This window comes from uncultured Massilia sp., assembly GCF_913773735.1.
Classification (GTDB): Bacteria; Pseudomonadota; Gammaproteobacteria; order Burkholderiales; family Burkholderiaceae_D; genus Telluria.
This window is the reverse complement of sequence record NZ_CAJYEB010000031.1, coordinates 1-20,570: the sequence shown is the minus strand read 5'-3', so window position 1 is coordinate 20,570 and position 20,570 is coordinate 1. Positions and strand designations below refer to the sequence as shown.

General features: G+C 71.5%; 20 protein-coding genes and 1 riboswitch. Of the genes, 4 read left to right on the top strand and 16 right to left on the bottom strand.

Annotated elements, in window-relative coordinates; genetic code table 11:
- Positions 1–164 precede the first annotated feature (164 nt).
- Both QZ749_RS15580 and QZ749_RS15575 read left to right on the top strand, forming a co-directional pair.
- A complete protein-coding gene (locus QZ749_RS15580; protein WP_296948746.1) occupies positions 165–1,073 on the top strand; it encodes a phosphatidate cytidylyltransferase in 909 nt (302 codons plus the stop codon).
- Positions 1,070–2,863, top strand: a complete 1,794-nt coding sequence (locus QZ749_RS15575; RefSeq protein ID WP_296948744.1) for a bifunctional alpha/beta hydrolase/class I SAM-dependent methyltransferase — start codon at positions 1,070–1,072, stop codon at positions 2,861–2,863. Before QZ749_RS15580 ends, QZ749_RS15575 begins: the two co-directional genes overlap by 4 nt.
- On the opposite strand, the gene QZ749_RS15570 is transcribed toward QZ749_RS15575, so the two are convergent.
- Both QZ749_RS15570 and QZ749_RS15565 read right to left on the bottom strand, forming a co-directional pair.
- Positions 2,814–3,431: a CDP-alcohol phosphatidyltransferase family protein gene (locus tag QZ749_RS15570; RefSeq protein ID WP_296948743.1), complete on the bottom strand. Its 618-nt coding sequence runs from the start codon at positions 3,429–3,431 to the stop codon at positions 2,814–2,816. The two genes, QZ749_RS15575 and QZ749_RS15570, sit on opposite strands and share 50 nt — an antisense overlap.
- Positions 3,407–4,597 carry a phosphatase PAP2 family protein gene (locus QZ749_RS15565; RefSeq protein WP_296948742.1) on the bottom strand — a complete coding sequence of 397 codons (1,191 nt, stop codon included), beginning with the start codon at positions 4,595–4,597 and terminating at the stop codon, positions 3,407–3,409. The genes QZ749_RS15570 and QZ749_RS15565 overlap by 25 nt, the downstream gene beginning before the upstream one ends.
- Positions 4,598–4,664: 67 nt before the next feature.
- Here QZ749_RS15565 and QZ749_RS15560 point away from each other — a divergent pair, with 67 nt between their 5' ends.
- Positions 4,665–5,705, top strand: coding sequence for a patatin-like phospholipase family protein (locus tag QZ749_RS15560; RefSeq protein WP_296948741.1), 1,041 nt, complete (start codon positions 4,665–4,667; stop codon positions 5,703–5,705).
- The gene (locus QZ749_RS15555; protein WP_296948739.1) at positions 5,702–6,436 is read left to right on the top strand and encodes an SDR family oxidoreductase; all 735 of its coding nucleotides are present in this window, start codon (positions 5,702–5,704) and stop codon (positions 6,434–6,436) included. Before QZ749_RS15560 ends, QZ749_RS15555 begins: the two co-directional genes overlap by 4 nt.
- Before the next feature lies 1 nt (position 6,437).
- Here the strand turns inward: QZ749_RS15555 and QZ749_RS15550 are convergent, their stop codons facing one another.
- The 14 genes from QZ749_RS15550 to cobT all read right to left on the bottom strand — a co-directional run bounded on the left by QZ749_RS15550 (position 6,438) and on the right by cobT (position 20,039).
- The gene (locus QZ749_RS15550; protein ID WP_296948738.1) at positions 6,438–6,818 is read right to left on the bottom strand and encodes a DUF2061 domain-containing protein; all 381 of its coding nucleotides are present in this window, start codon (positions 6,816–6,818) and stop codon (positions 6,438–6,440) included.
- A 94-nt stretch (positions 6,819–6,912) separates the two neighbouring features.
- Positions 6,913–8,382 (bottom strand): cobyric acid synthase, encoded by a 1,470-nt coding sequence (locus QZ749_RS15545; protein ID WP_296948736.1) that lies wholly within the window; start codon positions 8,380–8,382, stop codon positions 6,913–6,915.
- Entirely contained in the window at positions 8,379–9,251 is an 873-nt protein-coding gene (locus QZ749_RS15540; protein ID WP_296948734.1) for a cobalamin-binding protein, read from the bottom strand. Before QZ749_RS15540 ends, QZ749_RS15545 begins: the two co-directional genes overlap by 4 nt.
- Positions 9,248–10,228, bottom strand: a complete 981-nt coding sequence (gene cobD, locus QZ749_RS15535; RefSeq protein WP_296948733.1) for a threonine-phosphate decarboxylase CobD — start codon at positions 10,226–10,228, stop codon at positions 9,248–9,250. The genes QZ749_RS15540 and cobD overlap by 4 nt, the downstream gene beginning before the upstream one ends.
- Positions 10,221–11,180: an adenosylcobinamide-phosphate synthase CbiB gene (cbiB, locus tag QZ749_RS15530; RefSeq protein ID WP_296948731.1), complete on the bottom strand. Its 960-nt coding sequence runs from the start codon at positions 11,178–11,180 to the stop codon at positions 10,221–10,223. Before cbiB ends, cobD begins: the two co-directional genes overlap by 8 nt.
- The gene (cobU, locus tag QZ749_RS15525; protein ID WP_296948728.1) at positions 11,174–11,734 is read right to left on the bottom strand and encodes a bifunctional adenosylcobinamide kinase/adenosylcobinamide-phosphate guanylyltransferase; all 561 of its coding nucleotides are present in this window, start codon (positions 11,732–11,734) and stop codon (positions 11,174–11,176) included. The genes cbiB and cobU overlap by 7 nt, the downstream gene beginning before the upstream one ends.
- Positions 11,731–13,026, bottom strand: a complete 1,296-nt coding sequence (locus QZ749_RS15520) for a cobyrinate a,c-diamide synthase (RefSeq protein ID WP_296948726.1) — start codon at positions 13,024–13,026, stop codon at positions 11,731–11,733. The genes cobU and QZ749_RS15520 overlap by 4 nt, the downstream gene beginning before the upstream one ends.
- The gene (gene cobO, locus QZ749_RS15515; protein WP_296948724.1) at positions 13,026–13,652 is read right to left on the bottom strand and encodes a cob(I)yrinic acid a,c-diamide adenosyltransferase; all 627 of its coding nucleotides are present in this window, start codon (positions 13,650–13,652) and stop codon (positions 13,026–13,028) included. The genes QZ749_RS15520 and cobO overlap by 1 nt, the downstream gene beginning before the upstream one ends.
- The gene (locus QZ749_RS15510) at positions 13,649–14,422 is read right to left on the bottom strand and encodes an ABC transporter ATP-binding protein (RefSeq protein ID WP_296948721.1); all 774 of its coding nucleotides are present in this window, start codon (positions 14,420–14,422) and stop codon (positions 13,649–13,651) included. Before QZ749_RS15510 ends, cobO begins: the two co-directional genes overlap by 4 nt.
- A gap of 5 nt (positions 14,423–14,427) precedes the next feature.
- Positions 14,428–15,450, bottom strand: coding sequence for an iron ABC transporter permease (locus QZ749_RS15505; protein ID WP_296948719.1), 1,023 nt, complete (start codon positions 15,448–15,450; stop codon positions 14,428–14,430).
- Between the two features lie 26 nt (positions 15,451–15,476).
- Positions 15,477–17,321 (bottom strand): TonB-dependent siderophore receptor, encoded by a 1,845-nt coding sequence (locus QZ749_RS15500; protein ID WP_296948717.1) that lies wholly within the window; start codon positions 17,319–17,321, stop codon positions 15,477–15,479.
- A 65-nt stretch (positions 17,322–17,386) separates the two neighbouring features.
- A riboswitch (cobalamin riboswitch) is annotated at positions 17,387–17,640 on the bottom strand.
- Complete coding sequence (locus tag QZ749_RS15495; RefSeq protein ID WP_296948716.1) at positions 17,635–18,201, bottom strand: histidine phosphatase family protein; 567 nt, start codon at positions 18,199–18,201, stop codon at positions 17,635–17,637. It overlaps the preceding riboswitch by 6 nt.
- Positions 18,198–18,980 carry an adenosylcobinamide-GDP ribazoletransferase gene (locus QZ749_RS15490; protein ID WP_296948714.1) on the bottom strand — a complete coding sequence of 261 codons (783 nt, stop codon included), beginning with the start codon at positions 18,978–18,980 and terminating at the stop codon, positions 18,198–18,200. The genes QZ749_RS15495 and QZ749_RS15490 overlap by 4 nt, the downstream gene beginning before the upstream one ends.
- An 18-nt stretch (positions 18,981–18,998) precedes the next feature.
- On the bottom strand, positions 18,999–20,039 hold the full coding sequence (cobT, locus tag QZ749_RS15485) for a nicotinate-nucleotide--dimethylbenzimidazole phosphoribosyltransferase (protein WP_296948712.1): 1,041 nt from the start codon (positions 20,037–20,039) through the stop codon (positions 18,999–19,001).
- Positions 20,040–20,570: the final 531 nt, after the last annotated feature.

Below are 20,570 nucleotides of genomic sequence, written 5' to 3'. Positions count from 1 at the left end.
GATCATGATAGTGATTAAATTCTAGCCAACATTGTATCGTGAGTAAATGTGCCGCGCGAAACAGAACGGGGAGCATGCGCTCCGCTGTCATTGAATTCGTTATAATTTCTTAATTGCAACTTCATTGCAACTTCATTGTGGCCAATCGCACCTGACTGCACCCCATGCTGCCTTTCTTCGATGCCGGACCGCCGCTCGCCGCCGCCATGACCGCCCTGTACGGGCTGCTGGCGGCGACCTCGCTGTCGGTCAAGGTGGCGGCGCGCGGCGCCGCGCCCGGCATGCTGAGCCACCAGGTGAATGCCTGGTGGCGCATCTTCCCGCTCGTCACGCTGGCGCTGCTCGCGTATCCGCTGGGGCTGCAGGCGCTGGCCTGGCTGGTCTGCCTGCTGGCGGCGCGCGAACTCGACGCGCATCATCCGGGCCGGCGCACGGCGCTGCGGCTCGGCGCCGCCGCCGTCGCGCTGGGCCTGGCCGGCGTCGGCTGGGCCTGGCCCACGCTGGTTCTGCCGCTGGCTGGCGCCGCGGCCGGCATCCAGCTGCTGCGCTACCGGCTGCGGCCCGATGCGGCGCGGCTGGTCTGGCTGCTGTTGCTGGCGGCGGCCGGCGCCATGCAGGTCGTGGTGGCGTTCGCGGCGCTGCCGTTCGGCGCCCGCGCCAACCTGGCCTGGCTGTTCTACCTGTTCATCCTGACCGCGCTGAACGACATCGGCCAGTTCGTCGCCGGCAAGCTGTTCGGCCGGCACCGCATCGCGCCCACGGTCAGCCCGAACAAGACCTGGCAGGGCCTGGCGGGCGGCATCGTGGTGTCGCAGGTCGTCAGCGCCGCGCTCGGGGCCTGGCTCGACCTGGCCGGCGCGGCGACGATGGCCGCGTTCGGGCTGCTGCTGTCGCTGGCCGGGTTCGCGGGCGACCTGCTGTTCTCCCGCGCCAAGCGCCGCCTGTCGATCAAGGATTTTTCCCAGCTGATTCCGGGCCACGGCGGCATCCTCGACCGCGTCGACAGCCTGGTCCTCACCGCGCCGCTGCTGTACTGCCTGCTGCGCACCCTCGTACAAGGAACCCCATCATGAAGATCGAGCAACCCGGCGCCTGGACGACGTTCGAATCCGGCTTTTGCGGCGGCGACGGTACCCGCCTGTTCTTCCGCGCCTGGCAGCCGCGCGCGGCGCCGCAGGACCGGCCGCCGCGCGCCCTGGTGTTCCTGCACCGCGGCCACGAGCATTCGGGCCGCATCGCGCCACTGGTCGAGCGCTTCGGCCTGCACCAGGACTGGGCTTTCGCCTACGATGCGCGCGGTCACGGCCACTCCCCCGGCGCGCGCGGCGACGCGCCCGCCTTCGCCACGCTGGTGAGCGATCTCGACGCCTTCGTGCGCCACGTGTCGGCGCAGTACGGCATCGCGGTCGAGGACATGATCGTGGTGGCCAACAGCGTCGGCGCCGTGGTGGCCGCGACCTGGGTGCACGACTACGCGCCGCGCATCCGCGGCCTGGTGATGGCGGCGGCGGCCTTCCGCATCAAGCTCTACGTCCCGCTGGCCAAGCCGGCGCTGCGCTTCGCGCGCAAGTTCAAGCCGGCGCTGTTCGTCACCAGCTACATCCGTCCCGGCATGCTGACCCATTCGGCGCAGGAGGCGAAGGCCTATGGCGCCGATCCGCTGATCGCCAGGAGCATCTCGGCCAAGATCCTGCTCGAACTGGCCGACACGGCCGAGCGCATCGTGCGCGACGCCGCCGCCATCGACGTGCCGGTGCTGATGCTGGCGGCCGACAAGGACTACGTGGTCGAGGAGGCGCCGCAGCGCCTGTTCTTCGCGCGCCTGAGTTCTCCGCTGAAGCGCTACGTGCGGCTGGAGGACTGCTACCACGCCGTGTTCTACGAGCGCGACACGACGGTCGCGCTCCAGGCCAGCCTGGATTTCATCCGCGACTGCCGCGCCGCCGCGCCGGCGGCGCCCACGCACTATGCGACGGCGGACCGCGACGGCCACGCGGCGCGCCAGTACGCCGCGCTGGAGCGTAACGAGAGCGGCAGCGCCGCCACGCGCGCCTGGTTCGGCCTGCAGCGCCGCATGCTGGGCGTGCTCGGGCCGCTCAGCGACGGCATGCGCATCGGGCTCGCGCACGGCTTCGATTCGGGCGAGTCGCTCGACTACGTGTACCGCAACGAGGCCGGCGGGCGCCTGGGCCTGGGCAAGGTCATCGACCGCGGCTACCTCGACGCGGTCGGCTGGCGCGGCGTGCGCGTGCGCAAGGCCCAGCTGCAGCGCATGCTGGCCGACCGCATCGCGGCGCATCCGCCCCAGGAGCCGCTACGCATCCTCGACATCGCCGCCGGCTCGGCGCGCTACGTGCTGGAAACGGTCAAGCGCTTCCAGGACCGGCCCATCGAGGTGCTGCTGCGCGACTACCTGCAGCGCAACGTCGACAATGCCCGGCGCCTGGCCGCCGCATTGCAGCTGCGGGTGCGGGTCGACGTGGAACGGGCCGACGCGTTCGACGCGGCCAGCTATGCCGGCCTGGAAGGGCGCTACGACATCGCCGTCGTCTCCGGCCTGTACGAGCTGTTCAGCGACAACGGCCAGGTGCTGGCATCGCTGCAGGGCGTGGTGCGCAGCCTCAAGCCCGGCGGCTGGCTGATCTACACCGCGCAGCCCTGGCATCCGCAGCTGGACATGATCGCCTACACGCTGGTCAACCACCGCGGCGCGCCGTGGAAGATGCGCCCGCGCCCGCAGGCCGAGATGGATGCGCTGGTGGCGCTGGCGGGCGCGCGCAAGGTCGACACCGCGATCGGCGTCGACGGCATCTTCACCGTCTCGCTGGCGCGCAAGGACGCAGCGCCCGGCGCAGGCGGTTGAACACCGTCAGCGCCGACAGCAGCAGCACCAGCGCCAGCAGGCCGTCGCACCAGGCCGGCGCGACGCCGAGGGCGAACAGCAGGGCGAGCAGGCCGAAGGCGAAGGCGCGGTCGCTCTTGCCCATCGGTCCCTCGAAGCCGCGCGGCGCGCCGACGGCCTGGGCCAGCACGCCGCAGAATTCCGCCAGCAGCGCGGCCACCACCGCCAGCACGACCAGCACCGGCGACGGGCCGGACGCCAGCGCGAAGGGCAGGTACAGCGCCGCATCCGACACCTGGTCGCAGACTTCGTTGAGCAGGGCGCCCAGTGTCGTCTTGTTCCCGGTGGCCGTGGCGAGCATCCCGTCGATCGCGTTCAGCGCCATGCGCAGCAGCAGGAACAGGGGCAGGCCGAGCCACAGCGCCGTCGCGCCGGGGCGCAGGGCCAGCGCCGCGCCATAGGCCAGCGACAGGAGCATCGCGCCGACGGTCACCTGGTTCGGCGTGACGCCGCTGCGTTGCAGGCCGCCGAGCAGGGGGCGCAGCAATTGCTGGAAGCGCGGTTTCAGCTGGTAGATCGAGAGGGACATCGGCGTTTCCTTCGCAAATGGAGTCGTGAGACGAGGCGGCTGCGGCTATAGCCCATGGCGCAGTGCAGGTAGACGGGATGGCCCTCGGCCTCCAGGCGCGCCAGCGTCGCCAGCACCGGGCGCAGTTGCGACGGACGCGGCGCCTGCAGGTCGAGCAGCGGGAAATGGTGGTAGCGCGCCTGGCGCAGCGCCGCCGTTTCCGGCAGCTCGCCGCACAGGTCGACGACGTGGCAGCCGCGCGGCAGCAAGGCGGCCTCGCGCGCATCCAGCCGGCGTCCGACCCACAGCCCCGGCGCCTGCCGCGAAAAGGGGGCGCGTCCACGCTCGCGCCGGCGCACCAGCAGCCAGGTCAGCCGGTAGCCGGCCAGGTAGGGCCAGAACAGCAGCCAGGACGATAATGGATGGCGGCCGGCGCGCTTGCCCAGGAAGCCGGCGTGGCGCCGGCGGTAGGCCAGCGCCACCAGCAGCAGGCTGGCCGCCGCGCAGGCCGCGACCCAGCTGCGCAGGAAGGCCACGCCGACCAGCAGCAGCACGCCGGCCGCGATGCCGTAGTAGAACGAGACGCCGTGCCGGCGCGTGGCGCCCGGCCGCACCGCCCAGGCGGCGCCCAGGCCCAGCAGCAGGCCGCCGGCGACGTCCACCAGGTGGTGCTGCCAGGTCAGCACGGTGCTGGCCGCGACCAGCATCAGCCAGGCGGCCAGCAGCCAGCGCAGCGCGCCGTGACAAAGCGGTTTCCATGCCAGCCAGACGATCACGCAGTAGGCCACGTGCAGCGAAGGACACTGGTTGTAGGGCCGGTCGACCAGGTCCAGCCAGGCGAACAGCGGCGCGGGCCAGCCGCCGATGTCGGCGGGGCGCGCCATGCTAGAGCGCGCGGGCAGCGCGGCGAACAGCAGGCAGCCGGCGACGGTGGCGAGCAGCAGGCGGCGGCTGGCCGTGCGCAGCGCCTCGTTCGAGCGCACGAGGAAGAATACGAGGGTGAACAGCAGGCCGGAACTGGCGTAGGGCACGATGGCCCAGGGCAGGAAGGGGATCGCGGCATCCAGCGCGGTGGCCAGGCTGCGCCGCACCTGCTGCCGGTGCGCGAGCAGGTTGGCCAGCGGATAGCAGGTGCCGAACGCCAGCCAGTTCAGCGCCAGGGGGACGAGGCGCCGGCGCACAAGCACATGCCCGTCCGGGGACCGCATTCCTTGTGCTTGTGATAATGATTGCATTTGAGGCATTATGCATGCAATGCAAACCCATGAACAGTACCGGCGCTGTCTCGTGCTGGCCGGCGGGGGCTTCCGCTTCGCCTACTACCTCGGCGTGCACGCGGCGGCCGAGGAGAGCGGGCGCCGGCCCGACGTGCTGCTGGTCACCTGCGGCGGCGCGATCGCGGCCGCCGTCATCGCGGGCCTGCCCGATGCGCAGTCGCGGCGCGAGTGGATCGGCGGCCGCGCCATGTACGATTTCCTGTGCGGCATCCGCTCCACCGCGCGCGCCACGCCGCTGCGCACGCTGGGCGCGGCCGGCCTGCGCTGGCTGGGCCGCACGCCTGCGCCGCGCAGCGCCGACCTGTGGCGCGACTACCTGTTCGAACTGCCCGCCGCCATTCCGTTGCCGGTGCAGGCGGATCCGCAGGCGCCGGCGCTGGCCATCGTCGGCGCGCAACTGCTGTACCGGCCGGAGGAGGCGGGCGCGCCGCGCGGCGGGCGCGCGCTGTTCGCGCAGACCGTGTTCTGCCCGCCGCGCGCGGCGGCGCTGCTGGACGGGATGGCGGCGCCGGCCGCCGATCCGCGCTGGAGCGCCGGCGCGGTGGAACCGCTGCTGCGGGTCGAGACGGCGCTGCCGGCGGCGGATGCCGCCCGCATCTCGATCGCCGACATGTTCTATTTCCGCAGCCACGCGGCCAACGGCCATCACTACACGGGCGGCGTGATCGACCTGTTTCCCATCGAGCTGGCGCGGCGCCTGGCGCGCGACGTCGCCATGGAGCGCAAGATGCCGTTCAATCCCTGGTTCGCCCTGCCGGCGCTGCGCGCCGTGCTCGGCATCGACGGCGCCGCGCGCCTGCGCCACGTGCACGAGCAGCCGGCCGACGCCTGGGTCGACACGCGCGATTGCGCCAGGGTGCTGCGCGGCCACGCCATCGGCAAGCGCATCGGCTGGCGCAGCAACCGCATCGGCCTGGTGCCGGCGCCGACGCTGGCAGCGCACCAGGCGCAGGTGCGCGCGCAGTGGGAGTACGGCTACCTGAAGGGCATGGCCGCCTTCGCCGGAGCGCGGCCATGAGGATCATGGTCATCGGCGGCACCAGCGGCATCGGCCTGGCGCTGGCCGCGCACTATGCCGCGCGGGGCGCCGAGCTGGCCTTGTGCGGGCGCGACACAGGCCGCCTGGCCGGCCACCCGCTGGCGCGCGACCCGCGCGTGCGCACGTATGCACTCGATATCGGCGAGCGCGACGCGGTGGAGCGGGCCGTGCGCGACTTCGGCGCCGGCGGCATCGACCTGCTGGTCGTCACGGCCGGCCAGTACGCCGACGCCGCCGGCCTGGCGGCCGATCCGGCGCAGGGCCCGGCGCTGGTGAGCACCAACGTGGCGGGACTGGTCCACGCCTTCGAGGCGGCGGGCGCCCTGATGCGGGCGCAGGGCCGCGGCCAGCTGGTGGCGGTGGCATCGATCGCCGGCCTGCTGCGCGACTATCCGGGCGGCTCGCTGTACGCCGCCAGCAAGGCCGCCGCCATCGCCGTCTGCGCCGCCTACCGCAAGGCGCTGGCGCCGTTCGGCGTGGCCGTCACCGTGCTGGTGCCGGGCTACGTGGACACGGCGCGCCTGCGCGAATTGAACGGCGGCGATGCGGGCGGCAAGCCGTTCCTGGTGTCGGAAGCGGCCGCCGTCGCGCGCATGGCCGATGCCATCGACCGGCGCGTCGAGCGCTGCGTGTTCCCGCGCCGGCTGCACCTGCTGGTGCGGGTGTTCAACCTGCTGCCGCTGCGTTTGCGGCGGCTGCGCAGGAAGTGAGTCAGGCGGCCTGCACGCTGTCCCACACCTTCTCGTGCAAGGGCATCAGGATCACATTGCACACCGGCTCCAGCACCGCCGCCATCCCGCCGAACGCCAGCGACCCGGTGGCGCAGAACATCACGCCGAAGGCAATCACCATATGCATGCCGGTCTGGCTGAGCTTTTCGAGGCTCCGCACCAGGTAGCGGCGCTGGCCGCCGGCGCCATGGGCGTGGCGCGCCCAGGCCCGTTCGTGGAAAGGCAGCAGCAGGACGTTCAGCACCGGCTCGATGATCACGGCCAGTCCGCCCAGGACGAGCGATCCCGTGAACACATAGGCGATCGCGAACCCGATCGCCATGTGGGTGATGACCTGACTGCTCTTGCGTGCGACGACCATGGGATACCTCCTGCATTGCGCTGATGAGGTAAATGATACCCATTCTCATTTGTATTCGCCAATCGGATCGTTCGAACGGTGCGATAGCCCAGCGCTATGGCGCGCTGGCGGCGCCCAGCGCCAGCAGGCGTTCCAGCAGCGGCTCGGTGGCATCGGCGATCCGGTCCAGGCTCGCCTCGCGCAGCGCGCGCGCATCGACGGCATGCTCGCTGTGCAGGCCGGCCCAGCGCAGCAGCGCGGCGCAGGCGGCGGCATCGTCGAACAGGCCGTGCAGGTAGGTGCCGAGTACCTGGCCGTCGTCCGAGCAGGCGCCCTCGGGACGGCCGTCGATCTCGAAGGCCGGCCGGGCCAGCGCGGCGCCTTGCGACACGCCCATGTGGATCTCGTAGCCGCCGACCGCGGCGCCGGCGGCGTCGGGTGCGAACACGCAGCGGCCGCTCACCTGCGCCAGGCGCTTTTCGCGCGTCAGCACGGTGTCCAGGTCGAGCAGGCCGAGCGCCTGCGAGCGGCCGGCCGCGCCCTCGACGCCGTCCGGGTCGTCGACATGGTTGCCCAGCATCTGGAAGCCGCCACAGATCCCGATCACCTTGCCGCCATAGCGCAGGTGGCGCCGGATCGCGTGCGGCCAGCCCTGGCGCTGGAGCCAGGCCAGGTCGCCGCGCGTGTTCTTGCTGCCGGGGAGGATGAGCAGGTCGGCGCCGGGAATCGCTTCGCCCTCGCGCACGAAGCGCAGGTCGACGTCCGGATGGAAGCGCAGCGGATCGAAGTCGGTGTGGTTGCTCATGCGCGGCGTGCTGGGCACGACCACGCGGAACTTGCCGTCGCGCCGGGTCGGACCCTGCACGGCATCCTCGGCGTCCAGGTACAGGCCGTGCAGGTAGGGCAGCACGGCCAGCACCGGCTTGCCGGTCTGCGCTTCCAGCCAGTCCAGGCCCGGTTCCAGCAGCTTGATGTCGCCGCGGAAGCGGTTGATCACGAAGCCGACGATGCGCGCGCGTTCGCTGGCGGACAGGCAGGACAGCGTGCCGACCAGGTGGGCGAACACGCCGCCGCGGTCGATGTCGGCCACCAGCACCACCGGGCAGTCTACGCTTTCCGCGAACCCCATGTTGGCGATGTCGCGGTCGCGCAGGTTGATCTCGGCCGGGCTGCCGGCACCTTCGACGACCACGGCCGCGTACTGCGCGCGCAGGCGCGCATGCGATTCCAGCACCGCGCCCATCGCCACCGTCTTGTACTGGTGGTAGTCGCGCGCGTTCATCTCGGCGCGCACGCGGCCGTGGATGATGACCTGGGCGCCGATGTCGCTGGACGGCTTGAGCAGCACCGGGTTCATGTCGGTGTGCGGGGCGATGCCGGCGGCGACGGCCTGCAGCGCCTGGGCGCGGCCGATTTCTCCGCCGTCCGCCGTCACCGCGCTGTTGAGCGCCATGTTCTGCGGCTTGAACGGCGCCACCGCCACGCCGCGCCGGCGCAGCAGGCGGCACAGCGCCGCGACCACGGTGCTCTTGCCCGCATCCGAGGTCGTGCCCTGCACCATCAGGGTGGGGTAGGGAAAGCTCATGGCTTGCGGTGCCGGCGCGCGATCTCGAGTTTCTCGCACAGCTGCTCGGCGCCCGCGACCATGCGCGGACCGGCGCGGTTGAGCAGGTGGCCGTCGACCGTGAACAGGTTGTCGTTGCGCACCGCCATCAGGGTCGGGTAGGGCTTCCACAGGTCGACGCCGCCGTAGTTCTTCTCGGCCGTGGCGAAGATCGCTTCCGGATTCTCCTGCAGCACGCCCTCGACCGACACCACCGGCGCCGTCACCGCCAGTTTGGCGAAGATGTTCTCGCCACCGCACAGGCGCAGCGCGTCGCTGACGATGTGCCGGCCGTTCAGCGTGTACAGCGGCTTGTCCCACACCTGGTAGAAGCTGCGCACGACCGGGCGGTCGGCGTAGCGGGCGCGCAGCGCGGCGATGCGCCGGCGCAGGTCGGCCGCGGCCGGCCCGGCGACGGCGTCGGTGCCCATCAGCTGGCCCAGCCTGGCGACGTTGTCGGCGATCTCCTCGAGCTTCTGCGGCTCGCTGTGGAACATCGGCACGCCGAGCTTTTTCACCACGTCGATCTGGCGTTCCGAGCTGCCGTGGCGCCAGACCACGATCAGGTCCGGCTTCATGGCGATGATGCGTTCCAGGTCCAGCTCGCGGTTCGAGCCGATCTGCGGGATCTTCTTGGCTTCCTCGGGGAAGTCGCTGTACGAGACCACGCCGACCACCCGGCTGCCGCCGCCCGCCGCGAACAGCAGTTCGGTGATGTGCGGCGACAGCGAGATGACGCGCTGGGCCGGCTTTTGCACGGTGACGGTATTGCCGGCGTCGTCCTTGACGCTGATGGCGGCGTGCGCCTGCAAGCTCGCGGCCAGGGCCGCCATGAAGAGCAGTCGTTTCATCGTTCCTTCCATTCTCGGAGTGCGTGTTCGATGCGGCGCCAGTGCGCCTCGTGGGCCGGCAGGCCGACGCGGATGCCGCGCCCGGCCTGGCGGAACAGGCGTACCCAGATCGCGCGGCGCGCCATGTGTTCGTGAAAGGCTTCCGGCTGCGCCTCGGGCCACCAGTGCAGCAGCGGCGTGCCGCGGGCCGCGATGCCGGCGCCGGCCAGCAGCGCGCGCATGCGCGCGCCGTCGCGCGCCAGCCGCTCCCGGGTCGTAGCCTGCCAGTCGGTGTCGCGCAGGGCCGCGACGGCGATCTCCTGCGCCGGGCCGCTCACGGCCCAGGGGCCGAGCAGGTCGCCCAGCCCCGCCAGCAGCTCGGGCGCGGCGCCGACGAAACCCAGGCGCAGGCCCGCCAGGCCGAAGAACTTGCCGACCGAGCGCAGGACCACCAGGCCCGGACGGCCGGCATGCGCGGCGATGCTGGCGCCGGGCGCCGTGTCGCAGAACGCTTCGTCGACCACCAGCCAGCCGCCGCGCGCGGCCAGGCGCGCATGCCAGTCCAGCAGCGTGGCGGGCGGGACGACGGCGCCGGTGGGGTTGTTCGGATTGACCACGACCACCACGTCGCTGTCGGCCACGGCCGCGTCGAGCCGTGCGAAGGGCACTTCGCGCAGCACATGGCCATGGCGGTCCCACTGGTGCGCGTGTTCGGCGTACGAGGGCGCCGACACCGTCACGCGCGCCGGCGGGAGCAGGCGCGGCAGCGCCTGGATCGCGGCCTGGGTGCCGGCCACCGGCAACAGCAGCGGCGCGCCGTAGTAGGCGCAGGCGGCGCGCACCAGTTCCGGGCTGGGCTCCGGCAGGCGCCGCCAGGCGTCCGGCGAGGGCGCCGGCGCCGGATAGCCGACCGGGTTGATGCCGGTCGAGAGGTCGATCCAGTCTTCTCCGCCGTAGCGCTGCATGGCGTCGCGCAGGTTGCCGCCGTGTTCAAGCATGGATACCTCCTGCGATGGCGCCGCCGATGGTGCCAGTGAGCAGCGCCACCACGAGCCACAGCAGCGTCGTGCGCCAGACCAGGCGCCAGGCGCGCACGATGTCGGCGCCGCGCGCGGCCGGGCCGCTGCCCAGCGGCGGGCGCTGCTCGATTTCTCCGTCGTAGACCGCGGCGCCGCCCAGCGAGACGCCGAGCGCGCCGGCGCCGCTGGCCATCACCGGACCGGCGTTCGGGCTGCTCCAGGCCGGGGCCTGGGTGCGCCAGCAATGCCAGGCGCGCCGGCGGCCGTTCGTGGCCAGCAGCACGTAGGACAGGGCGGTCAGGCGCGCCGGCACGTAGTTCAGCGCGTCGTCGATGCGCGCGGCCACGCGGCCGAACAGGTCGAAGCGCGCGTTGCGGTAGCCCCACATGGCGTCCAGCGTGTTCGCCAGGCGGAACAGCACGGCGCCGGCGCCGCCGCCGACCAGGAACCAGAACAGCGTGCCGAACACGGCGTCGTTGCCGTTCTCCAGCAGCGACTCGGCGCCGGCCTTGGCCAGCGCCGCCTCGTCGGCATCGGCCGTGTCGCGGCTGACGATGCGCGACGTGAGCCAGCGCGCCCGTTCCAGGTCGCCGCCGGCCAGCGCGGCATGGATCGGCAGCGTGTGGTCGCGCAGGCTGCGCAGGCCGATGCAGACGTACAGCAGCAGCGCGTGCAGCGCCAGGCCGGCGGCGCCGGGCAGCGCGCAGGCGGCCCAGGCCAGCGCGGTCGGCGGCAGCACGGCCAGCGTCCAGGCGAGCAGGCCGCGGGCGATGCGCGAACGGCCGCGGTTCAGGCGCCGCTCCAGCCAGCCGGCCAGCCGGCCGAAGCCGACCAGCGGGTGCCAGCGCCGCGCCTCTCCCAGCAGCAGGTCGAGCGCCACCCCGGCCGCCAGCAGCAGCGCCAGGTCCAGGAGCGACAGGCCGCTCAGCACGGCGCGCCCTTGAGCGCCAGCGGCAGGCCGGCGGCGACGAACAGCACGCGCTCGACGCGCGCCGCCACGTCCTGGTGCAGGCGGCCGGCCTCGTCGACGAAGGCGCGCGAGATCGCGCCATAGGGCACGATGCCCATGCCGACTTCGTTCGACACGAACACGACGTCGCCGGCCGGCGGCTCGTCGAGCCAGGCCAGCAGCGCCGCGCGCTCGGCGTGGAACAGCGGCGCCAGGTCGATCGGGCCGACTTCCGGGTAATCCTGGTGGGTCGAGAACATCAGGTTCGTGAGCCACAGCGTCAGGCAGTCGACCAGCACGATGCGTCCCGGCGCGCACAGGGCGCGCAGCGTGGCGGCCAGCGCGGTCGGCTCCTCCACCGTGCGCCAGTCGGCCGGGCGGCGCGCGCGGTGGTGGGCGATGCGATCGCTCATCTCGCCGTCGCCGGCGCTGGAGGTGGCCACGTAGACGACTTCCTTGTCCGCTGCGCGCGCCAGCCGCTCGGCCAGCGCGCTCTTGCCGGACCGGGCGCCGCCCAGCACCAGGGTGCGCGTCATGGCCGGCCTCCGAACAGGCTCGCGGCCGCCGCCGGATGCGAGGCGAAGAAACCGTGGAAATAGGACGCCGTGAGCGAACCCACGCGGTACACGGCTTCGCCGCGCACGTTGGCGGGGTGCTTGACCGTCCACGCCACCGGTTCGAGCGCGGTGTCCAGCTGCGAATAGTGGAAGGTATGGCCGCGCAGCTCGCCGGCATCGAGCCGCACGCCCTGGGCGCCGAGTCCCGCCAGGCGCGCCTGCATGCGCGTGCGGCCCGGCAGCAGGGCCGCCATCGGCCAGGTCAGGCCTTCCTTGTCGGTGATCGATTCGGACACCGCCATCATGCCGCCGCATTCGGCCAGGATCGGCACGCTGGCGCGGTGCGCGGCGCGGATCGACTCCTGCCAGCGCGCGGCGCGCGCCAGCACGGCGCCGTGCAGCTCGGGGTAGCCGCCCGGCAGCCAGACGGCGTCGGCGCCGGCCGGCACCGGCTCGTCCGCCAGCGGCGAAAAATAGCGCAGCTGCGCGCCGAGCGCGTGCAGCGTGTCGAGGTTGGCCGGATACAGGAAGCAGAAGGCGGCGTCGCGCGCCACCGCCACCGTCTTCCCGGCCAGCAGCGGCGCGATCGCCGGTTCCGGCACCGCCGCGGGCAGGCGGGGCGCCAGCGCCTCCCAGGCCGCGTGGTCCAGCTCGAGCTGGTCGGCCAGCGCGTCGAGCATGGCGTCCAGGCCGGCGACCTCGTCCGGGGTGACCAGGCCCAGGTGGCGCTCGGGCAGGCGCTGCGCCTGCTTGGGCAGCGTCGCCAGCAGCGGGATGTCGCGCAGCGACGCGGCCACCATGCGCGCGTGGCCGGGGCTGGCGATGCGGTTGGCGACCACGCCGGCCATGCGCACCGGGCCGTAGTCGCGCAGGCCCAGCACCACCGCGCCGGCCGTCTGCGCCATCGCGGCGGCGTCGATCACGGCCAGCACCGGCAGGTCGAAGGCGCGCGCCAGGTCGGCGGCCGACGGATCGCCGTCGTACAGGCCCATCACGCCCTCGACCAGCACGACGTCCGCTTCCAGCGCGGCCTGCGCCAGGCGCCGGCGGCAGGCGTCGGCGCCCACCATCCACAGGTCGAGCGAATGCACGCTGGCGCCGCTGGCGCGCTCCAGGATCATCGGGTCGATGAAGTCGGGACCGGCCTTGAACACGCGCACCGTCTGCCCCGCGCGCGCCAGCTTGCGCGCCAGCGCGGCCGTGACCGAGGTCTTGCCCTGGTTCGAGGCGATCGCCGCCACCAGCGCCATGCGCGCGCCGAGCGTGCCCATCACCACTCCGTCCCGGCCTGGGCCGCGATGCCGGCCTTGAACGCGTGCTTGACGACGTTCATCTCGGTGACCGTGTCGGCGATCTCGACGAGTTCCGGCGGCGCCGCGCGCCCGGTGATCACCACGTGCTGCATGACAGGACGGTCGAGCAGGTCGGCGATCACCGCGTGCACGTCGAGGTAGCGGTACTTCAGCGCGATGTTGAGTTCGTCCAGCACCACCAGCCCATAGGACGGGTCGGCCAGGAAGCGGCGCGCCTGCCGCCAGGCTTCCTCGGCCTTTTCGATGTCGCGCGCGCGGTCCTGGGTTTCCCAGGTATAGCCTTCGCCCATCGCGTGGAAGCTGACCTCGTCGGGGAAGCGGCGCAGGAACTGTTCTTCGCCGGTGGCCATCGCGCCCTTGATGAACTGGACCACGCCGACTTTCATGCCGTGGCCGAGCGCGCGCACCGCCATGCCGAAGGCGCTGGAGCTCTTGCCCTTGCCGTTGCCGGTATTGACGATGATGATGCCGACCTTCTTGTCGGCGGCAGCGATCTTCGCGTCGATGACGGCCTTCTTGCGTTCCATGCGCTCGCGGTGGCGTTCGTTCAGCGCGGCGAGTTGTTCGGGAGTCATGTCGGTCATGGGGAAACCTCGAGGGGAATGAAGATGCGCCGGCCGCCGTGCTCGATCAGCTCGATCGGGTGGCCCAGGCAGGCACTCAGCAGGTCGGCACGCAGCGTGTCGCGCGCGGGGCCGGCGCGCCAGCCGCCGTCGCCGTCCAGCAGCAGCGCGTGGGTGGAAATGCCGGCGGCCAGCGTCAGGTCGTGGCCGATGGCCACCACGGTCTTGCCGCGCTCGCGGCACAGGCGCGCCAGCAGCGACATCACGCCGACCTGGTGCGCCAGGTCGAGCGCGTTGGCCGGCTCGTCGAGCAGCAGCAGCGGCGTGTCCTGGGCCAGCAGGGCGGCGATCGCCACCCGCTGGCGCTCGCCGCCGGACAGCGTGCGCACGTCGCGCGCGGCCAGGTGCGTCACTTCCATCGCCTCCAGGGCGGTGCGCGCGGCCTGGTGGTCGTCGCTGCCTTCCCAGTAGCGGTTGGCGTGGTAGGGATGGCGCGCCGACAGCACGGTCTCGAGCGCGCTGTAGGCGAAGGCGTCCTGGCGCGCCTGGGCCAGGTAGGCGCGCTGGCGCGCCAGCGCTTCCGGCGGCCAGTCGGCCAGCCGGCGGCCGCCGACGTCGACGCTGCCGCCGTCGGCGTCGCGCAGCCCGGCCAGCGTGCGCATCAGCGTGCTCTTGCCGGCGCCGTTGCGGCCGATGATGCTCCAGCATTCGCCGGCGCCGACCTGCCAGTCGAGGTCGCGCACCAGCACGCGCCCGCCGGCCCGCAATGTCAGTTGTCGGGTGAGGATCATGGCAGTCACTTCCTGAGCTGGTGCAGCTGGTACAGGAAGACGGGGGCGCCGATCAGCGCCGTGATGGCGCCGACCGGCAGCTGGGTCGGCGCGACCACGGTGCGCGCCACGGTGTCGCACAGCACCAGCAGGCTGCCGCCGGCCAGCATGCTGGCCGGGACCAGCACGCGGTGGTCCGGCCCGAAGGCGAAGCGGCAGGCATGCGGCACGATCAGCCCGACGAAGCCGATCGAGCCGGCCGTGTTCACCGCGCTGGCGGTCAGCACGGCGGAAACGGCGAACAGGCCCTTGCGCAGCGTGCCGACGCGGATGCCGAGCGTGGCCGCGCTTTCCGCGTGCAGCGCCAGCATGTTCAGCGCGCGGGCGTTGCGCAGCGCGTACAGCAGCCCGGCGCCGGTGACGAGCCAGGGCAGCAGGCGCAGCGGCACGCCGGCCAGGTCGCCGATCATCCAGAACACCATGCTGCGCAGGCGGCTTTCCGGGGCGATCGACAGCATCAGCGTGACCAGGGCCATGCAGGCCGACATCAGGATCACGCCGGTCAGCAGCAGTTGCGAGGTGCCGCCTTCCGCCGCCATGCCGTTCCTCAGGTCGCGCCGCGCCAGCAGGTACAGCAGCAGCGACACCGCCACCGCGCCGGCGATCGCGGCCGCGTCGACGGTGGCCGCCGCGCACATCATCAGCAGCGCGAACAGTGCGCCCACCGAGGCGCCGGCCGAGATGCCCAGCACGTACGGGTCGGCCAGCGGATTGCGCAGCAGCGCCTGCATCAGCACACCCGCCAGCGCCAGCGCGGCGCCGGTGGCGAAGGCCATCAGCGCGCGCGTGGCGCGCAGTTCGACCAGCGACGCGGCCAGCGTGTCGGTGCGCCCCCGCAGCACCTGCGCCAGCGCCTCCGGCAGTTCGGACGGCGCGACCGGGACGGAGCCGCTCATGCCGGCCACGAGCAGGCTGGCGATGGCGGCGCACAGCAGGGCGCCGACGATGAGGACGGCGCGCTGGCGCAGGAGGAGTGGGGCGGTGTGCATGCTTGGCTGGCGGTGGAATGGAGGGATCAGCGGATGCCGTAGCGCAGCGCCGCGAACCAGGTCTGGCCGGACGTGCGGTAGTTGCGCGCCAGTTCGTAGCGCTTGTCGGCGACGTTGTCCACGCGCAGCAGCAGCGACCAGTCACGGCTCACGTGCCAGGTAGTGTACAGGTTCACGAGACCGTAGCCGCCCAGGCGGTTGCGGTTGGCGGCGTCGTCGAAGCGCTGACCGGAACCCTGCACCTCGGCGCCGACGGCGAGCGCGCCGACCTCGTAGTCGGCGGCGACGCTGGCGTGGCGCCTGGCGCGGCGCGCCAGCTGCTTGCCGGTGGTATCGTCGCGCGGATCCTGGAAGTCGGCGCTGGCGCGCAGGTTCAGGTCGCCCAGGCGGCTGTCGGCCGACATCGTCAGGCCTTCCAGCGTGGCGCGGTTGACGTTGTAGGCGCAGCTGCCGGTGCCCGCGCCCGGACAGGGCGTGACGCTGACGATCATGTCGGTCAGGCGGTTGTGGTAGTAGTTCGCCTGCAGCGCGGTGGCGCCCCACTGGTAGCGCACGCCCGCTTCCGCGTTCTTGCCCTGTTCCGGCTTGTTGGTCGGCAGGCCGTAGCCGGGGAAGTACAGTTCGTTGAAGGTCGGCGCGCGGTAGCTGGTGCCGTAGCTGGCGGTGGCGCGCAGGTCCTTGCCGAATTCGTAGCCGTAGCCGGCCGCGCCGGTGGTCTTGGAGCCGTACACGGAGTGGTCGTTGCGCACGCTGACGTCGACCAGGTGGCTGCCGCGGCGCATGTCGTACGACGCCGCCACCGAATTGGTGACGCGCGCGCGGGTCAGGTCGCGGCTGGAGCTCGACAGCACGTCTTCCTTGCGGTGGCCGAGCAGCACCTGCAGCGTGTCCGGGCCGACGGCGATCGTGTTCTGCCACGTGAGTTCGTCCTGGCGCGTGTTGATCTGGCTGACGCCGGACGCCGTGAAGCTGCCCGACTTGTCGTTGGCGCGCGAGGCCTGCACGGTGCTGCGCCAGTTCGGCAGGATCCGGTCGTTGGCGAACACCGAGTAGCTCTCGAGTTCCTGCATGTTGTGGGTGTCGTAGACGTTGCTGCCGTTGTCGTACTGGGCGGTGATGCGGCTCTTGAGCAGCTGGGCGCCGATCTCGTGGCCCGGCGCCACTTGCACCGCCACGCGGCCGTTGACGCTGTTGCGGGTGTAGCCGTCGTCGTCGCGGTTGTAGCCGGTGCCGATGGTGGGCAGCGTGGCGTTGAAGCCGCGCGATTCCTCGCGCGCGCCCGTCAGGGCATAGCTGACGGCGTGGTCGCCGCCGGTCGAGCCGGCGACGCTGGCGTCGTACTGGTTGGTGCCGTAGGTGCCGCCGCCGCCGCTGGCGGTGAACACCGGCGCGCCGTCGCGCCGTTTCGTGAAGATCTGGATCACGCCGCCGATGGCGTCGGCGCCGTACAGGGAGCTGAGCGGGCCGTAGACGACTTCGATGTGGTCGATCGCGGTAAGCGGGATCGCGTTCCAGCTGGCGGTGCCGGTGGTCGAAGAGCCGACGCGCACGCCGTCGACCAGCACGACGACCTGGTTGGCGTTGGAGCCGCGCAGGTAGACGCTGGTGCTGGTGCCGGGGCCACCGTTGCGGACGATCTCGATGCCGCGCTGGCGGCGCAGGATGTCGGCGACGGAACCGGCGCCGGCGCGGGTGATTTCCTCGTTGCCGATGACGGTGACGTCGGCGATCACTTCCTCGGCGCGCTGCGGCGTGCGGGTGGCGGTGACGACGACGGTCTCCGGAGTGGCGGTGTCGGCCGCTGCATTGGGGGCGGCAACGGCGAATGCCAGCGACACGGCGGTCGCCAGGCGGGATACTTGATAGTGCATGGTCTTCTGATCGTTGGACAACCGGCCGACGTCCCCGTCAGCCAGGTGAACGAAAGCGCGGGCAGGCCGCGCTTCCACCTTTTGGCCGGTATCCGGGCTGGCAAGTATGGCCGTCCAACCTTCCCATGCTCGAAGCACAGTGGTATGTGAGGACGGTTGCCGCGCGGGCGCTGCGTCATACGCGACGCGCGATGCGGCACTTGCTTACCGTTGCGGGGGCAGCACACCTTGAACCTTGCCGTTGCGGCGAAGGCTTCGTGTTTCCCGTTTAACTGCGCCCGAGAATACGGGCGCGAGCACCAAAACCGGGCAATTATAAGGCTTTTGGGCCGTCGTCGGTGTCCAGCGCCAGCAGTTCGCCGTAGCCGATGCGGTGCGGCGTCTGCGCGGCCAGCAGCGCGGCGCGTTCGAGGTCGCGGCCGGCGTGCAGCGCCAGCAGCAGGCGGATCGTGCCGGCGTGGCAGATCACCAGCGCCTCGGGCACGTGCGCCCGCAGCAGGTCGGCGCGGAAGGCGGCCACGCGGCGCGCCACGTCGAGCACGTTCTCGCCGCCGCCGGGCCGGTAGTGCAGCAGGTCGGCGTTCCAGGCGTCGACCTCGGCGCGCGCGATGCCGGACCAGGCGCGCAGCTCCCAGGTGCCGAAGTCCATCTCGGCCAGGCGCGCGTCGAGGTGCAGCGCGGCCGGCCGCAGCGCCCGCGCGAGCAGGGCGCAGCGTTGCAAGGGACTGGCGTAGACGGGCAGCCGGCCCGGCAGGTCCGCCGCCGTCAACGCCGCCCGGACCCGCGCCAGCGCCGCCGCGTCGGGCGGCACGTCGGACGCGCCGTAGCACAGCCCCGGCGCGACGGCCGGTTGCGGATGGCGCAGCAGGTGCAGCTTCATGCGTCCCAGGCGGCGTGGCCCAGCGTGGCCAGGATCGCGACGTAGACGACGACCTCGGCCAGCTGCTGCACCGCGCCCAGGCAGTCGCCGGTATAGCCGCCGAGCCGGTGCACGAACTTGTGGCCCAGCCAGAAGGCGGCGCAGGCGGCCGCCGCCACGGCGGCGAGCACGGCGCCCGGTGCGATCCAGCCGCAGGCCGGCAGCAGCAGCGCCGGCAGCGCGCAGGTGAGGGCGGCGATGGCGAATTCGCCGTCGCGCATGCGGGTGGCGAGCGGCTTGGCCTTGCCCTCCGCGCGCACGTAGTCGAGCTTCCAGATCAGGGACGTCGCCGCCAGGCGCGACAGCGGATGGGCGAGCAGCAGGGCGGCCAGCGCGACGCGCGGCGGCAGCGCGGACAGGGCCGCCAGCTTCGCCGCCAGCATGCAGACGATGCCGATCGCCCCATAGGCGCCGACGCGCGAATCCTTCATGATCTCGAGCGCGCGTTCGCGCGTCATGCCGCCGCCCAGGCCGTCGCAGGTGTCGGCGAAGCCGTCTTCGTGGAACGCGCCGGTGACGTAGATGGAGGCCGCGGTCGACAGCACGGCCGCCACCGGCGCCGGCAGCACCTGGGCGGCCAGCCAGTACACGGCGGCGGCGATGGCGGCCACCACGCCGCCCACCAAGGGAAAATAGCGCGACGCGTGCTGCAGCCAGCTCGCCTCGAAGCCGACCCAGGCCGGGATCGGCAGGCGCGTGAAGAATTGCAGCGCGATGAAGAAGAGGCGGACCTGGTGCATGGCGGGGTATGCCGCCCGTCAGGCGGCGTCGGACTTTTCGCTGACGCTGGCCGAGGCGAACGTCGCCATCTGCGCCAGGAAGTTGGCGGCGGCGTGCAGCAGCGGCAGGGCGAGGGCGGCGCCGGTGCCTTCGCCCAGGCGCAGGCCGAGCTGCAGCAGCGGCGCGCCGCCCAGTTGCTCGAGCATGCGGCGATGGCCGGCTTCGTCGGAGCAGTGCGCGAACACGCAGTAGTCGAGGACGGCCGGCGCCACGCGCGCCGCCACCAGCAGGGCGCTGGTGACGATGAAACCGTCGATCAGCAGCACCTTGCGCAGTTCGGCCGCCTTCAGCATGGCGCCGGCCATCATCGCGATCTCGAAGCCGCCGAAGGTCGCCAGCACGGCCAGCGGATCGTCCACCCCCGCATGGCGCTCGACGGCCGCCTCGATCACGCGCTGCTTGCGCAGGATGCCTTCGGGCGACAGGCCGGTACCGGCGCCGACGCACTCCGCGACCGGGATGCCGGTCAGCTTGTGCAGCAGGGCGGCGGCGGCGGTCGTGTTCCCGATGCCCATCTCGCCGAAGCCGACGACGTTGCCCGGCAGTTCGGCGACGATCGCCGCGCCGTGTTCCATCGCCTGCGCGCAGCGGGCGGCGCTCATCGCCGGCTCGGCCGCGAAGTTGCGGGTGCCGTAGGCGATCTTGCGATCGACCAGGCCGAGGCGCTGGCCGAAGTCGTGGTTCACGCCCGCGTCGACAACGTGCAGCGCGCAGCCGTTCTGGCGCGCGAACACATTGATGGCGGCGCCGTCGGCCAGGAAGTTCTCGACCATCTGCCAGGTGACGTCCTGCGGATAGGCCGACACGCCTTCGGCGACGACACCATGGTCGCCCGCGAACACGACGATGGCCGGCCGGTCGATCGTGACCGCGACCGTGCGCTGGATCAGGCCGAGGTGCCGGGCCAGCCCTTCCAGCATGCCCAGGCTGCCGAGTGGCTTGGTCTTGTGATGGATGGCGTCGTCGAGTGCGGCGGCAAGGGTGGTGTCTGCCGTCGGGGCGATGTTCGGAAGGCGCATGGAGAATCCGGTAATGAAGGAAGGCGGCAAAGATAGCACACTGGAAACGGTCTTCCGAACCCCTTCCTATATAGAAGCCTGGCTGCCAGACTGTTGCGCCGGTGCCGCAAGTGGCGAACACTGCCTCTTGCGGACCAGCACATCGGTTTGATATAGTGCGCGTCCTGCTTCTGCAGCGCAGTAAAAGTTCAGCGAAATCAAGTAGTTGGACGAGAAGTGTTGATGACTTCGATTGCGGTGCAGAAAACGAGGGGGTTGACGAAGCAAACGAAACGCTGCATAATCTCACTCCTCTGCTGCTGACGAACACAACGATTCGCGAAACGCAGCAAGGCAACACAAGATTCGAGCTCTTTAACAAATAACAGTCGATAAGTGTGGGCGTTTGATGAACGTGCCAACGCTACTTCGGTAGCGTTGAATGCTTAAATTATCAAATGTTCACAAAAAATACGAACTTCTTCGAAAGAAGAAATCGTCAGTATTTTGAGTGAGCGATCTGTCGAGAAATCGACAAAAACAGAGATTAAA

What these genes read in the sequence shown, in the direction of transcription:
- QZ749_RS15580 (WP_296948746.1), top strand. Translation starts at nt 165, where the DNA reads ATGCTGCCTTTCTTCGATGCCGGACCGCCGCTCGCCGCCGCCATGACC.
- QZ749_RS15575 (WP_296948744.1), top strand. Translation starts at nt 1,070, where the DNA reads ATGAAGATCGAGCAACCCGGCGCCTGGACGACGTTCGAATCCGGCTTT.
- QZ749_RS15570 (WP_296948743.1), bottom strand. Translation starts at nt 3,431, where the DNA reads ATGTCCCTCTCGATCTACCAGCTGAAACCGCGCTTCCAGCAATTGCTG.
- QZ749_RS15560 (WP_296948741.1), top strand. Translation starts at nt 4,665, where the DNA reads ATGCAAACCCATGAACAGTACCGGCGCTGTCTCGTGCTGGCCGGCGGG.
- QZ749_RS15555 (WP_296948739.1), top strand. Translation starts at nt 5,702, where the DNA reads ATGAGGATCATGGTCATCGGCGGCACCAGCGGCATCGGCCTGGCGCTG.
- QZ749_RS15550 (WP_296948738.1), bottom strand. Translation starts at nt 6,818, where the DNA reads ATGGTCGTCGCACGCAAGAGCAGTCAGGTCATCACCCACATGGCGATC.
- QZ749_RS15545 (WP_296948736.1), bottom strand. Translation starts at nt 8,382, where the DNA reads ATGAGCTTTCCCTACCCCACCCTGATGGTGCAGGGCACGACCTCGGAT.
- QZ749_RS15540 (WP_296948734.1), bottom strand. Translation starts at nt 9,251, where the DNA reads ATGAAACGACTGCTCTTCATGGCGGCCCTGGCCGCGAGCTTGCAGGCG.
- cobD (WP_296948733.1), bottom strand. Translation starts at nt 10,228, where the DNA reads ATGCTTGAACACGGCGGCAACCTGCGCGACGCCATGCAGCGCTACGGC.
- cobU (WP_296948728.1), bottom strand. Translation starts at nt 11,734, where the DNA reads ATGACGCGCACCCTGGTGCTGGGCGGCGCCCGGTCCGGCAAGAGCGCG.
- QZ749_RS15520 (WP_296948726.1), bottom strand. Translation starts at nt 13,026, where the DNA reads ATGGGCACGCTCGGCGCGCGCATGGCGCTGGTGGCGGCGATCGCCTCG.
- cobO (WP_296948724.1), bottom strand. Translation starts at nt 13,652, where the DNA reads ATGACCGACATGACTCCCGAACAACTCGCCGCGCTGAACGAACGCCAC.
- QZ749_RS15510 (WP_296948721.1), bottom strand. Translation starts at nt 14,422, where the DNA reads ATGATCCTCACCCGACAACTGACATTGCGGGCCGGCGGGCGCGTGCTG.
- QZ749_RS15505 (WP_296948719.1), bottom strand. Translation starts at nt 15,450, where the DNA reads ATGCACACCGCCCCACTCCTCCTGCGCCAGCGCGCCGTCCTCATCGTC.
- QZ749_RS15500 (WP_296948717.1), bottom strand. Translation starts at nt 17,321, where the DNA reads ATGCACTATCAAGTATCCCGCCTGGCGACCGCCGTGTCGCTGGCATTC.
- QZ749_RS15495 (WP_296948716.1), bottom strand. Translation starts at nt 18,201, where the DNA reads ATGAAGCTGCACCTGCTGCGCCATCCGCAACCGGCCGTCGCGCCGGGG.
- QZ749_RS15490 (WP_296948714.1), bottom strand. Translation starts at nt 18,980, where the DNA reads ATGCACCAGGTCCGCCTCTTCTTCATCGCGCTGCAATTCTTCACGCGC.
- cobT (WP_296948712.1), bottom strand. Translation starts at nt 20,039, where the DNA reads ATGCGCCTTCCGAACATCGCCCCGACGGCAGACACCACCCTTGCCGCC.